The organism is Candidatus Nitrosotalea okcheonensis (assembly GCF_900177045.1).
In the GTDB taxonomy this organism is placed as follows: domain Archaea; phylum Thermoproteota; class Nitrososphaeria; order Nitrososphaerales; family Nitrosopumilaceae; genus Nitrosotalea; species Nitrosotalea okcheonensis.
The window spans coordinates 458,269-470,709 of sequence record NZ_LT841358.1 but is presented as its reverse complement, the minus strand read 5'-3'; the positions used below and the strand labels follow the sequence as shown (position 1 = coordinate 470,709).

Genomic DNA, 12,441 nt, shown 5'->3' with positions numbered 1-12,441 from the left:
GTTATACTGAATTACATTATTATCTTACTGAGGAAAAACCTGCAAGTAATTCTTGAATTTTTTGGAATATCAGATGTGAGACTTTCCAAATCTTTTAATTCAAATTGAAGAATTCATTATTTATGAAAGCAATACTTCTTTCCGGTGGATTTGGTAAGCGACTCAAACCACTGACAGATTATCTGCCAAAACCTTTGATACCGATTTATAATTATCCAATTATTGAGTGGCAAATACATTATTTCAAGAAATTCGGAATAAATGATATCATAGTATGTGCAGGTTACAAGGCAGATCAAGTGATAAAACACTTGGAAAGCAAAAACCTTGGAGTACATTTGGAATATTCAATTGAAACCGATCCACTTGGTACTGCTGGTGCAATAAAAAAAGCAAGTAAGTATATTGATGCCGAGAATTTTTTCGTTATAAATGGGGACATCTTGACCGATATTGACTTGAACAAACTAAAGACTCATTCCAATTCTATTGCGGTAATACCACTTAGAACATCGTTTGGAATTGTTCATCTTAATGGAACCAAAGTTGAACGATTTGAAGAAAAGCCTGAGATGTCTGATTATTGGATGAATGCAGGCATATATTATCTGAATACGGATATTTTAAAACATCTACCAAAAAACGGTAATCTTGAAAGCACCACATTTCCATTTCTTTCCCAATCTGGAATGTTATACGCAGTAAAATATGACAGAGTTTTTTGGAAATCCGTTGATTCTTACAAAGATATGGAAGAATGCGAATTGCTTATCAAAACTAACAAATATGAAAAATTCATTTTTTCTAGGTGAGTGACATGAGACTGGGGTTTAGTCTGGGCTCTCTCTTGTCGGTTGAAGAGATTTTTGATTGTGCAAAAATATTGAGCAAATATCACGCGGATTCCATTTGGATTCCTGAGACATGGGGAATGGATTGTTGCTCTGTTTTATCACATGTATCTGGCATTGCAAACGAGCCAAAGTTAGGCTCATCCATCATCAATATCTATTCCCGTAGTCCTGCATTGGTAGCCATGTCTGCAGTTACTCTTGATGTTATATCTAATGGGCGATTCATGTTAGGACTAGGTACAAGCAGTAAACCAATTGTCGAGGATTGGCATGGCATTAAGTTTGAGAATCCGCTACACAGGATGCGGGAATATGTGGATGTTATTCGTCTTGTCATGTCAGGTAAAAAAGTATCATATGACGGCAAATTTTTTCACTTGAAGAACTTTGGTCTTTTGATCAAACCTAGGAGAACCAAAATACCAATCTACCTTGCAGCAATAAACCCAGAGATGGTAAAACTCACTTGGGATATTGCAGACGGGGTAATTTTTTATCTCCGGCCACTTCATGAATTAAAAGGAACAATTGAAATGATGCAATCCAAAAGAAAAATTGATGTTACATGTCAATTAATAACATGTGTTTCTAATGATTATGAAAAATCAATTACTCGTGCCAAGAAAACCATTGCATTTTATGTTTCAGTTGGAACAGCTTATCGACAATTTCTAGCATCACATGGATTCAAAAAAGCGACAGATGTAATATTTGAAGAATATAAAAAAAACGGCCTCAACGGAAACCATGTGTTTGTGACGGATGATATGGTAAACTCTCTCTCAATATGCGGAACGCCTGAGGATGTAAGACGAAAAATGCTTCAGTTTGTTGAAACTGGGATAGACTTGCCTATACTTCAATTCAATCCTGTAGAGAACGTAAAAGAATCCTTTGAACTTCTTGTCAAGACTCTTGCAAGGGATATGCAATGAAAAAAGTGGCAATCGTTGCAGTAGGCATTACCAAGTTCAACAAGAGTGAAAAACCGCTTGAATCCCTAATGCTCTCATCAATCAGGCCAATTTTTGAGAATACACGGAATCTAGAACAAGATGACATTGATGTTCTACTTACATCTACAAACGCAAATCGCAACTATCTTGCAAACATCATATCCGAGTTATCTGGAATCAAACCAAGAATATCGCATTCTGTTGAAAGTCTATGTAATTCAGGTACGAACTCTCTGGTTTCAGCATATGCCTATGTGTCCTCAGGGCTTGCAGATGTTGCACTTGTTGTAGGTGCTGATAAATCAGACAATCCAGGCCTTGTTCTAAACTGGGACATGTCACGCGGCGAATATAGGCATCCAATTTTTTGGTCGTCCATGTTCACAAGTGCACACATGAGAAAATACGGTACCACCCTTGAAGATCTGGCATACGTGTCTGTGAAAAACCACAGAAATGCGTTGGATAATCCACATGCATATTTTGAGAAACCATTTTCACTTGATGATGTGATGCGTTCTAAAAACCTCACTGAAAATTTACGGTTACTTGACTGTTCGATGCCATGTGATGGTGCAGCATCTGTCTTGGTTTGTTCGGAAGAAAAAGCGAAAAAATTTACAGATATGCCAATCTGGATATCAGGTATTGGTCAGAAGACTATCTCTGCAAGTTTTACAAAGAATAATGATTTGGCATCCATGGAATCGACAAAAAGTGCGGTTGGTGATGCTTATCGTATGTCTAACAAGACTGCCTGTGATATCGATGTTGTTGAGCTTCATGATGCGTTTAGCATATGTGAAATCATAGAACTGGAAGACATGGGATTTTGTAGAAATGGACATGGATCAAAACTTGTACGAGATTTACATGATACAAATAATAAAAAGGTAAACCCAAGGGGAGGACTGATTGGAGCTGGGCATCCACTTGGTGCAACCGGAATAGCACAAGTTGTAGAAATACATCAACAACTAAGTGGTAAGGCAGGGAAAAGACAGGTGGATGGTGCACAAACTGGACTTGTTCACAACATGTCTGCGGGTTCTACATCATCAACTGTGTTGGTGTTAGAAGTATGACTAGATTTGAAGATGAACTAAGAAACAATAACTTTGTGTGCAGTTATTGTATGAAATGTCAACATTTTGTATGGCCTACAAGTGAATTTTGCAATAAATGTCTTGGAAATATAGTGTGGAAACAAGTGTCAAGGAATGCAAAACTTGTTGAAGTTTCTAGCGCTGATGGAAAATATTTTTGCATTGCAGAGTTTGAGGGACATATTCGAGTATTTGGCTCCCTTTTAGGGAATCATACAAAACACAATAAAAACCTGACTCTGGAAAAATGCAACTATGATGAAAGACCACAGTTTGTATTCAAAACTAGATGAAGTGTAGTTTACGGGAATTGGAGATTTGATTTTTCCAATTCTAAAATTGGAATATAGAGTGACATTCCATCGGTTCCAATTTTTTCTACAAAACTATAATCTCCTGTTAGTCGCTTTAATTCAATGAATTTCTTTGCTGGTGGACCATTTGTTACAAGATAATGGATCACATTTCCACCAATAGTTCCTGTTTGTATGAAAATAATGTTCTGACCACTGTGGTGCAAATGATAGATCAAGGGAACTGCGCCAAGAACTGACTGGGAGGAATATAAAATAACTTTGAGAAGATCACCGTACTCTTTGTATTTCAAGTATGTTGCTTGATTTTCATTTATGGCCATGGTTCTGTTATTGGAACCATGACATATTAATGCTAAGACACAATTCAGATTGTTTTTGTAGACGGGTTTTTGATTTGAGCTGATAGTGACAAAAAATAGGTACACAGGTGTTAGTATAATTACCACCTAGTCTATATCATCAAATTCATTGTATAAAATTGAAGGCAAGTGACGTCCGTAGAGCAATCTAGATTTTACAACTCCAAGGCCATATCACGTAAAAAAAATATCAAAACAGCTAACCAGATCATAGCTAGGACTAGAAGGCAAAGAGGTTACAATTGGGAAGATACGTTAGTAAAAAGATTTAATGCTGTTGATGGTTGGAAAGCCTTTAGACTTGGATCTCCAAGTGTGGGATTGCCAGACATACTTGCGGTCAGCACTATGGAGAATGTCATATATACAATTGAGGCAAAATCTGGCACAAATACAACTTTGAGAGTTCCATCTGATCAAATACAACGTTGTCTGAAATGGATACATACTTTTGAGCTATATCAGACAAGAAAAATGATTATCGCATTCAAATTTTCATCCAAGAAAAGAATAGATACAGGAAAATACGAACATCGCGAGCTTCGAGAATACTTTAAAATTTGGGACGAGAAATATCCTGTAACTGATTTTATTTGTACGTATGACGGTGATACTTATGTCATGCATGATGGAAAGAGACAATCATTGAAACTAGAATCAGGCACCATGCCATTTACTAAAAGATCGAAGGTAAATTAGATCGAATACTTCTTTAATGTGATGTGATAAACACAAGATAATGAGCTTTGAAGATTTTGTTGATGAACGTAGCCTAGTTAGCAGAGATGCACTTGGCACCAAGGAGATAAAACTTAAGTTGCTTGAAGTTGAGGATGATACCTCCGACCACATTTGGAGATTCGGGGTCAGGGTAAAAGTAAAAAAAATCCTGATCACAATAAAACATATCAACACACAACAGATCGAGGAGGGAGAATGTGATTTACATGACATTGAGAAAGAAATGAAAGAAAAAAGGCACTATAGTTCTACAAATAGATGGGTCCCAACAACAGATATAAAAAATGGGTACATCATTAACTCAAGACACGCGTCATTATTAGCTGATGCGGTAGCATTGGACTATATTACAATTTAAATCGAGTTTGCAATGACATCCATGTGTATTGATTTCCATGTTGCTGCCTGCGATAATTTTTTACTTTTCCCACTGAATAACACAAAATTTATTCTCTGAATTTTATTTTTGTTTCGTAGGATAAGTCTTTTCATGATTGGTTCTGTATTTACCTGAATGTCAAGCCCAGTTTTGTTCAGAAATTTAATAAGGAGATCTCGTTGATTTTTGCCTGTTTGAGATGTGATAAACGGTATGGTTTCAAATCCAGTCGTCGACCATTTGATGACCATAATTTTGTGTCTAAACTTGACTAGAACTCCTGTACATTTTAAAACAAATCTTCCGCACGAGAGGCGTGTGAAAAACTCTAATGTCTCTTTACTTACTATAATCTCTTTTCTATCTTGCACTATCATGGAATTTAGGCTAAAGTATCTTCCCTTGTGGTATATCAAAGGGCTCTTGACATCGTTGTGTTTTATGTAAACAACTTTTCCTACTAGCATGATGTGATCACCAATTTTTTCTTTTCGGACTAGTTTACATTCCGCATTTATAGTGCAGCCCGAAATCATTACTGTTTTGATTTTTCTGGATTTGATAATTTTGAAAACATTTTTGATTTTTAACTTGTCAATTTCTGACCCTGAATATCCGCCTGCCACATTTATTGCAGTTGTTTGATCTGTTGATGCCACATTTACACCGAATTCTTTTGTTTTTTCTATGTTCTTCAGGGTTTGAGATCCACTCTGGATAAAAATGGCAATCAAAATGGGGTTGTATGAAATTTGTATCACCCATTCTGCTGCCATAATATTGGGGCCTTTTGTGCCTCTTGAGGTAATCATGCTTACACCTGTGGAAAAATATCGTTCTGCTTTACTTGGAACTTTCCTAGTCAAGATCCTATTCATTATATCTCCAGTAATTGTTCTTTTTCACAGAAAACTTTATGAAAGCAGGATGGCGAGTCCATGCATGATAAGCCAGGAAATTACCATAAATGGTAAAAAATACCGTTTAACACTGACTGATCAGGTGCTTTCGGATGTCCGAAGACTCAAAGCGTTGTATAATGCAGCATATGAAGATCCGGAAAGTTTTGACGAAGTAAGCTCTGCCATATCAAATACCATTACTCAGATAGCATCGGCTGTAGAACCAGAAGTTTCAGATAGCGACCTGGATGGTCTGATTCAGGCCGTTATGAAAGCAGTAGATGAAAAAAGTAAAGAGACAGAGGAGGCAAAGATAAAACATCTAGAGGACAAAGCCAAGTCTGCAAAAAAATCCACTGAAAAACCTAAAAAACCAAAAAAATAGACCATACAAGAACCCTCATATTGGTTAAATGCAATAAATCTTCAGAAGAAATATGCAAACACATTGTGAATGTGGTATCTGCGGACATGTATCTGAAAAAGAATGCATTGCAAAAGAGTGTAAGTGTTGCATCAACTTTCACATGCGTTCAGGCCCAAAAAAATAGTTAGTTTTTTTATGGTATCAGAGGTTTTTGTCTAAAACGTAAATTCTTTAGATTTAAATACGAACCAACTAACTTTTGCATAATGCAGTCACAGGCATATCTAAAATGCATAGATCCGGCATGTGGTCTACAGTACCCTGTCACTGATACCAGAATTGAATGTGATAAAGGTCACTTACTTGATGTCAAATATGGTTCTATTCCACCAATTTCATTAAAAGAAGTTTTTTATAAACGCAGAAATCACGCAAACAATATTTTCAATGAAAGCGGCGTATGGCGTTTTCGAGAGCTTTTGAATTTTTGTCAGATTGACACTGAAGATATTGATCAATGCTCAAAATATCTTGTATCTTTAGACGGTGCAGAAGGCAGGCTCTCAAAACCATATCACATGTCACGTGTATCGCAGTATGTTGGACTACAAAATTTCTGGCTGCAGCCTGAAGGATACAATCCAAGTGGTTCCTTCAAAGATAATGGTATGACAACTGCTGTAACACATGCAAAACTTGTTAAAATTAAAAAAATAATATGCGCATCAACTGGTAACACTTCTGCATCTGCTGCAATGTATGCTGCAAATGAAAACATGGATTGTGATGTATACATACCCGCAGGAGAAGTTGCGCCTGGAAAACTTAGCCAGGCATTTCAGTTTGGAGCTCAAGTTGTAGAAATCAAAGGAAATTTTGATGATGCACTATCTGCTTCACTAAAACAGGCAGGACAGGTAGGTGGGTATACAGTAAATTCTGTAAATCCATTTAGAATCGAGGGACAAAAAACAATTGTATTTAGGGCCTTGGAATTTTTGGACTGGAATCCACCTGACTGGATAGTGTACCCAGGAGGCGCACTGGGAAATACGTCAAGCTGTGGCAAAGCACTCATGGAGTTGTACGAGTGGGGGTGGATAAAGAAAATACCTCGTCTTGCTATTGTAAATTCTGAAGGTGCAAATACTTTGTATACTTTGTACAACGGTAAATTCGAAAATACTGAATTGCGATGGAATAATGGAAAACCTGATACCGATTTAATTAAAAAGTATTATGAACATATGGATGCAAACCAGATCAGGCCCAAGACCAAAGCTACTGCAATCCAGATTGCAAAACCTGCCAATATTCTCAAGGGATTACGTGCGCTTGACTTTACAAACGGGGTTGTAACACAGGTATCTGATGCCGAGATGCTAGATGGTATGGCACTTGTTGGCCTAAATGGGTTTGACTGTGAAATGGCATCAGGCGCGGTTCCAGCTGGCGTAAGAAAATTAATCGGTGAAGGAATAATCAAAAAAGATGAAACCGTCGTAGGAATATTGACAGGACGACAAAAAGACTCTAGTATCCCTGTAGATTACCACAAGAATCCACAAAACAAGTTTGCAATCCCGCCACGAACCTAGCTGTTGCTTGAAACCTTTTCTATTTTTATTCTACTTGCCTGATTATTTACTGCTTCTTCCACAGTCATCTTGACAGACTCTATTATCAACCTGTCCCCCACCCTTGGGATGTCCTTTAATTTGTCATGCAATAAACCGTTCAGTGTAGAATAGTCATCGCCCTGCGGTATGTCTGATTTTAATATTTCATTTACTGTATCAATCTCAACATCTCCACTTGCAAGCATTGTATTCTTGTCTAACATCTTGAAATTGAGTTCCTCCATGTCCGTTTCGTCCATTATCTCACCTACGATCTCTTCCAATAGATCTTCAAGTGTAACACAACCTTCTACACCTCCAAACTCATCGACTACAATTGCCATATGGGTCTGCCTACCTTGCATCTCCCTGAGAAGTTTGCTTATTCTCTGTTCTTGCGATACAAAAATTGGTTTTCTGGAAAGAGATTCCAAAGTAATTATTTTTTCATCCCTTTCTAAATTTTTTAACAAGTCTCGTACATGTAAAATACCTATAATTTGGTCAGTAGTATCTTTGTATAGCGGAATTCTTGAATAGCCACTTTTACTTATCAGAGGCATTGCATCAAACAAAATCATCTTTGCTGGAAGCATGAACATTTTTGTTCTCGGAGTCATGACTGCACGTATTACAATGTCATCAAACTTGAGCGCACCGTGTACCAATTCACGTTCATGTTTTTTCAATGCCTTGTCTTCTAGACCTTGTTCAATTACATTGTAAATTTCTTGTTCTGTAATTGGCGGTGGGTGATAAGGACTTCTTAGTATCCAAAGTATTGCATGTGTGATTTTTTCAAATAATATGACAAATGGATAAAAAATGTAACTAAAAGTAAGTGTAATGCCACTTATCCAAAGCGACACTTTAACTGGATTTGCATTACAGTAAGATTTGGGGGCATTTTCACCAAAGATTAAAAGTATGAAAGTCATTATTCCGATTGACATTGCAAGACCCCCTTTACCAAACAAACTCAGTGCAACCTCCGTGGCAAGTGCAGAAGATCCTACATTTGCCAATACTGTTCCAAGGTTTATGGTTGCAAGCATTCTGTTAGGATTGGATTTCAATTTGGCAAGGGAAGATGAACCTCTTGCTTTTTCTTTTAACAGTTGGTTAACTTTGGCCTTGTTTGTTGCAATTAATGCAATTTCAGCCCCACTAAAAATGGCTGATAAAGCTACTAATAATGCAAGTAATATTATTTTTAAAATCAGCTCACTATCCACGATTAATTACCTCGATGTGAATGCCTTCCACATTGTATTGATGTTAAATTCTGTGTTTTAACTGATAAATGTGATGATTGAATTTCAAACAATTGGTGTGTATACCATTTTTGAACTGTCTCTTTTATAAGTTCACATTAATCATCAAGGGTTTTTGATAACAAACTGTTCCATGTGAAATTATTATTCTCGTTTCTTTGAAAAGTGTTCTTGCAAAAGTTTTTTCTTTTCTTCCATGTGAAACAGCTCTTCAGTATGTTTGAAGGCATCTTCTCTTTTTCTCTTGAATAACATTGCTTGCATTAAAAGATGGTTTTCAGGTACTACTATGCCAGTCTGATCATCAGAGTAGGTCAGTTTAACAGTATCATCTTGAACTTCAATAACATCTGCATGAATGTGAATCATGTTGGTATCTTTAAAACTAAATTTTATGGATTCTGCGTAATCTCTAATATCCTTTGTTCCTTTTGCATCATATAATGTTGCAACACCATATTCATTTTTGTATAGATCTAGAATTTCTTGCGAATTTGGTGCGGTACAATCAAAACGAATGTCCATCAAGTGTACATGCATTTGTCTCGTTGGAATTTTGAGAGCACGAATGAAAAGTGGTGTATCTGAACCCATGTAACTTTTTACATCATCATTGTGATGTGGTTTTCTAGTCCATTCAACAGAGTCTTTCACTTGGGTCTTCGAATCCTCAAGGTCTGCCCATCTTCTCAGTAATGTAGCATCAAATCGCTTGATCTTTTTTCCATATTTTTCCTTGAGAGGCTGGAGTATTCGTCCCATTCCAGTAACGTTGCAACTTCCTTGCATCACGTATTTTGCATCAAATGCTTTTTCATAATTTACACGAGAGTTGAATATTAGGTTTGCAACAGATTCCTCTCCGCCAATTTTTTCGCCGCCTTGAAAAATCGCATTAACATTTTTTGGTTCATACAATATTTTTTTATTTTTATATCCAACACCACCCGGGGAGGCGTCTATTACTAGATCACTTTTAGATATGATGTCTTCAATCGTCCCAGATATCTCATAGTTTTTAAAAACACCAGTTTTTTCCTTTGGGACATAGACATGAAATCCTCTAGATATTGCATCCGCAATCTTGTCGTCAGGAGAATACTTGCCAACCCCAATTACCTCTATATCCTTGTCACCAGATATGAACTGGGTTATTCTGCTACCAATAGAACCATACCCATTGACAAAAACCTTTTTCATGTCATTTCTGAGGGAAAATCCTATTTATTTGGTTGCACACTTGCCAAGAACTAAATAATCTGTAGACCTAAATCAAATTCTTGAAGGTTCATCTACCATCAATAGGAATTGGGATCGGTGCAACTGTTATCATTATAATCATGATTTCTTTATTCGGGCAAGTCTTTCCAAATCATATGGCATTAACTAGTACACAAACTATTTCCCTTGATAATGCTACATTACAAAATGATGCATCATCTTCGAAAGTAGCAATGAACCTGCTGACAGACAATACATCTCCAGTGCTTGGTTCAAATAATGCACCGATTACCATGATTGAATTCGGAGACTATCAGTGCTTTTATTGTAACCGGTTTTATCATACAATCGAGCCTGATATCGTTAAAAACTACATAGACACTGGAAAAGTACGCATGGTCTTCAAGGACTTTGTTATAATTGGTCAAGACTCAGTGAATGCAGCACATGCCGCACATTGTGCACAAGAACAAGGCAAGTTTTGGGAGTATCATGATACACTATACAATAACTGGGCCGGAGAAAATACCGGATGGGCATCATCAAGCAATCTGTTAAAGTTTGCAAATGATGTTGGGTTGAATGACACTCAATTTGGGCAGTGCATGTCCCAGTCCAGATATATTTCAACTGTCCAAGGCAGTCTTTCAAACGCCAAGGATCTCGGATTGACTGGAACCCCTGACTTTTTCATCATAGCGCCAGACAAGACTGTGACAAAAATTGTTGGAGCCCAGCCCTTTAACGTGTTTGATGAATTATTCAAATCCAAGCTAAAATCGTAAGAGATTTCACATATTTTGTAATAATATGATAAAAATTATTACTCTTTGAGATCAAAGTAGATTCTCATAATCCTTATATCTGCAATTAGAAAGCTGAAGCTATTGGCCGCAGGCATAGATGACATTGCCATCTACATTCCAAGATTGTTTGTAGACGCAAGAGACTTTGCAAAAGCTCGTGGTATGGACCCCGACAAGCTACAAAGAGGTCTTGGTGTATCAAAAATGGCTATCGTAGATACTAATCAAGATCCAGCATGCATGGCTGCAAATGCCTGCATGAGAATAATGGAAAGAAACAAAATTTCACCAAAAGACGTTGGTAGACTCTATGTTGCAACAGAATCTGCACTTGATGAATCAAAAGCGATGAACTCATACGTAATTGGCATGCTGGAGCAGGTATATGGTAATGATTCATTTGGGCATTGCGGTGGAATTGAATGCAAGTTTGCATGTGTTAGCGGTTCTTATGCTTTGTACGACAATGCCAATTGGGTAAGAGCTGGAGAAGCAGAGGGCAAGTCTGCCATCGTTGTAGTATCAGATATTGCAAAATATGATCTTGGTTCAAGCGGAGAATATACCCAGGGTGCAGGTGCTGTTGCCATGCTTCTAAATGATAATCCTAGACTGATGACTTTTGATCCAAAGGTTACATCAACTTCTATTAAAAATGAATATGATTTCTACAGGCCATTTGGAAAAGAGACACCAATTGTAAACGGTCAATATTCCAACTTGCTTTACATGATACAGGTGAAAAAGGCATTAATGGCATACAAAGAAAAAGCGCTATCTACTGGAATAATAAAATTAAAGGATGGAGAAACAATTCTCGATTATATTGATTTTGTAAACATGCATCTTCCATACAGCAACATGGGTAAGAAAGCTTTGACATACTTGCTAAGACATGAATGGAGAAGCTTACCGCGCTGGAAAGGGATTGTAGAAAAAATGGGAATGCAGGAACCAATTCCAAAGGATCCACGTGGAACAATAGAATCAATACTTGCAGACGAGGAATTCATGCAAAAAGACCACGAATTTACGAAACGATTTACAATGACTGAGGAATTCCAAGAAGCATATGATTCCAAACTTGCAAGTTCACTTATTGCATCAAGCATGGTAGGAAATCTTTACACTGCCTCATTATACATGGGCTTTAGAAGTTGTCTGGAATTTGAATTCCAAAAGGGCACCGATCTTGAGGGAAAGAGATTTGGATTTGGCTCGTACGGAAGCGGTAGTAGTGCAATGGTCTTCAGCGGAGTTATAATGGATAGATATAAGGAAATTGTCAAAAACATGAATCTAGAAGCAGAAATAGGAGATAGGAGAAAAATATCTCTTGAAGAATATGAACAGATTCATGAAAGCAAGCTGAGTCCAACCCAAAACATTTTGGATGGGAAAAAAGAATTTGTGTTGGTGGGAGTAGGGAGTAGTCCAGAATTACGTGGTCAGCGCAAGTACGTGTTTAACGAATAGGTTACACAAATCGATCTTGACGATCAAAGCAAATCAACAAAAAGGATATAAAATCACAAAGACT

14 protein-coding genes are annotated in these 12,441 nt (G+C 37.1%); 10 read left to right on the top strand and 4 right to left on the bottom strand.

Going from position 1 to position 12,441, the window contains the following annotated elements:
- Window positions 1-122: 122 nt before the first annotated feature.
- The 4 genes from BQ3481_RS02860 to BQ3481_RS02845 are packed head-to-tail and all read left to right on the top strand — an operon-like array spanning window position 123 to window position 3,209.
- Complete coding sequence (locus BQ3481_RS02860) at window positions 123-812, top strand: nucleotidyltransferase family protein (RefSeq protein WP_157926884.1); 690 nt, start codon at window positions 123-125, stop codon at window positions 810-812.
- A gap of 5 nt (window positions 813-817) precedes the next feature.
- A complete protein-coding gene (locus BQ3481_RS02855; protein ID WP_157926883.1) occupies window positions 818-1,789 on the top strand; it encodes an LLM class flavin-dependent oxidoreductase in 972 nt (323 codons plus the stop codon).
- Window positions 1,786-2,895, top strand: coding sequence for a thiolase family protein (locus tag BQ3481_RS02850; RefSeq protein ID WP_157926882.1), 1,110 nt, complete (start codon window positions 1,786-1,788; stop codon window positions 2,893-2,895). The genes BQ3481_RS02855 and BQ3481_RS02850 overlap by 4 nt, the downstream gene beginning before the upstream one ends.
- Window positions 2,892-3,209, top strand: a complete 318-nt coding sequence (locus BQ3481_RS02845; protein WP_157926881.1) for a hypothetical protein — start codon at window positions 2,892-2,894, stop codon at window positions 3,207-3,209. The genes BQ3481_RS02850 and BQ3481_RS02845 overlap by 4 nt, the downstream gene beginning before the upstream one ends.
- A gap of 8 nt (window positions 3,210-3,217) precedes the next feature.
- Here BQ3481_RS02845 and BQ3481_RS02840 read toward each other — a convergent pair whose 3' ends face one another.
- On the bottom strand, window positions 3,218-3,553 hold the full coding sequence (locus BQ3481_RS02840; protein WP_157926880.1) for a hypothetical protein: 336 nt from the start codon (window positions 3,551-3,553) through the stop codon (window positions 3,218-3,220).
- A gap of 168 nt (window positions 3,554-3,721) precedes the next feature.
- On the opposite strand from BQ3481_RS02840, the gene BQ3481_RS02835 reads away from it, so the two are divergent.
- Window positions 3,722-4,291 carry a PDDEXK family nuclease gene (locus BQ3481_RS02835; protein WP_394336729.1) on the top strand — a complete coding sequence of 190 codons (570 nt, stop codon included), beginning with the start codon at window positions 3,722-3,724 and terminating at the stop codon, window positions 4,289-4,291.
- Window positions 4,292-4,331: 40 nt separating this feature from the next.
- On the top strand, window positions 4,332-4,691 hold the full coding sequence (locus BQ3481_RS02830; RefSeq protein ID WP_148693846.1) for a hypothetical protein: 360 nt from the start codon (window positions 4,332-4,334) through the stop codon (window positions 4,689-4,691).
- On the opposite strand, the gene BQ3481_RS02825 is transcribed toward BQ3481_RS02830, so the two are convergent.
- A complete protein-coding gene (locus BQ3481_RS02825) occupies window positions 4,688-5,590 on the bottom strand; it encodes a flavin reductase family protein (RefSeq protein ID WP_157926879.1) in 903 nt (300 codons plus the stop codon). The genes BQ3481_RS02830 and BQ3481_RS02825 overlap by 4 nt on opposite strands.
- Window positions 5,591-5,654: 64 nt before the next feature.
- Between BQ3481_RS02825 and BQ3481_RS02820 the strand changes: the two genes are divergently transcribed.
- A complete protein-coding gene (locus BQ3481_RS02820; protein WP_157926878.1) occupies window positions 5,655-5,999 on the top strand; it encodes a hypothetical protein in 345 nt (114 codons plus the stop codon).
- A 248-nt stretch (window positions 6,000-6,247) separates the two neighbouring features.
- Window positions 6,248-7,579, top strand: coding sequence for a threonine synthase (thrC, locus tag BQ3481_RS02815; RefSeq protein WP_157926877.1), 1,332 nt, complete (start codon window positions 6,248-6,250; stop codon window positions 7,577-7,579).
- Here the strand turns inward: thrC and BQ3481_RS02810 are convergent.
- Together BQ3481_RS02810 and BQ3481_RS02805 are read right to left on the bottom strand one after the other, a co-directional pair.
- Window positions 7,576-8,835 carry a hemolysin family protein gene (locus BQ3481_RS02810; RefSeq protein WP_320410703.1) on the bottom strand — a complete coding sequence of 420 codons (1,260 nt, stop codon included), beginning with the start codon at window positions 8,833-8,835 and terminating at the stop codon, window positions 7,576-7,578. The two genes, thrC and BQ3481_RS02810, sit on opposite strands and share 4 nt — an antisense overlap.
- Before the next feature lie 183 nt (window positions 8,836-9,018).
- A complete protein-coding gene (locus tag BQ3481_RS02805; protein WP_157926876.1) occupies window positions 9,019-10,074 on the bottom strand; it encodes a type II glyceraldehyde-3-phosphate dehydrogenase in 1,056 nt (351 codons plus the stop codon).
- 80 nt (window positions 10,075-10,154) lie between these two features.
- Between BQ3481_RS02805 and BQ3481_RS02800 the strand changes: the two genes are divergently transcribed.
- Entirely contained in the window at window positions 10,155-10,880 is a 726-nt protein-coding gene (locus BQ3481_RS02800) for a DsbA family protein (RefSeq protein ID WP_231911845.1), read from the top strand.
- Window positions 10,881-10,982: 102 nt separating this feature from the next.
- On the top strand, window positions 10,983-12,377 hold the full coding sequence (locus BQ3481_RS02795) for a hydroxymethylglutaryl-CoA synthase family protein (RefSeq protein ID WP_157926875.1): 1,395 nt from the start codon (window positions 10,983-10,985) through the stop codon (window positions 12,375-12,377).
- Window positions 12,378-12,441 lie beyond the last annotated feature (64 nt).

Excerpts from the sequence above, each read along its gene's own strand:
- BQ3481_RS02830 (WP_148693846.1), top strand. The coding sequence starts at position 4,332 with ATGAGCTTTGAAGATTTTGTTGATGAACGTAGCCTAGTTAGCAGAGAT.
- BQ3481_RS02840 (WP_157926880.1), bottom strand. The coding sequence starts at position 3,553 with ATGGCCATAAATGAAAATCAAGCAACATACTTGAAATACAAAGAGTAC.
- BQ3481_RS02820 (WP_157926878.1), top strand. The coding sequence starts at position 5,655 with ATGATAAGCCAGGAAATTACCATAAATGGTAAAAAATACCGTTTAACA.
- BQ3481_RS02860 (WP_157926884.1), top strand. The coding sequence starts at position 123 with ATGAAAGCAATACTTCTTTCCGGTGGATTTGGTAAGCGACTCAAACCA.
- BQ3481_RS02850 (WP_157926882.1), top strand. The coding sequence starts at position 1,786 with ATGAAAAAAGTGGCAATCGTTGCAGTAGGCATTACCAAGTTCAACAAG.
- BQ3481_RS02845 (WP_157926881.1), top strand. The coding sequence starts at position 2,892 with ATGACTAGATTTGAAGATGAACTAAGAAACAATAACTTTGTGTGCAGT.
- thrC (WP_157926877.1), top strand. The coding sequence starts at position 6,248 with ATGCAGTCACAGGCATATCTAAAATGCATAGATCCGGCATGTGGTCTA.
- BQ3481_RS02855 (WP_157926883.1), top strand. The coding sequence starts at position 818 with ATGAGACTGGGGTTTAGTCTGGGCTCTCTCTTGTCGGTTGAAGAGATT.
- BQ3481_RS02805 (WP_157926876.1), bottom strand. The coding sequence starts at position 10,074 with ATGAAAAAGGTTTTTGTCAATGGGTATGGTTCTATTGGTAGCAGAATA.
- BQ3481_RS02825 (WP_157926879.1), bottom strand. The coding sequence starts at position 5,590 with ATGAATAGGATCTTGACTAGGAAAGTTCCAAGTAAAGCAGAACGATAT.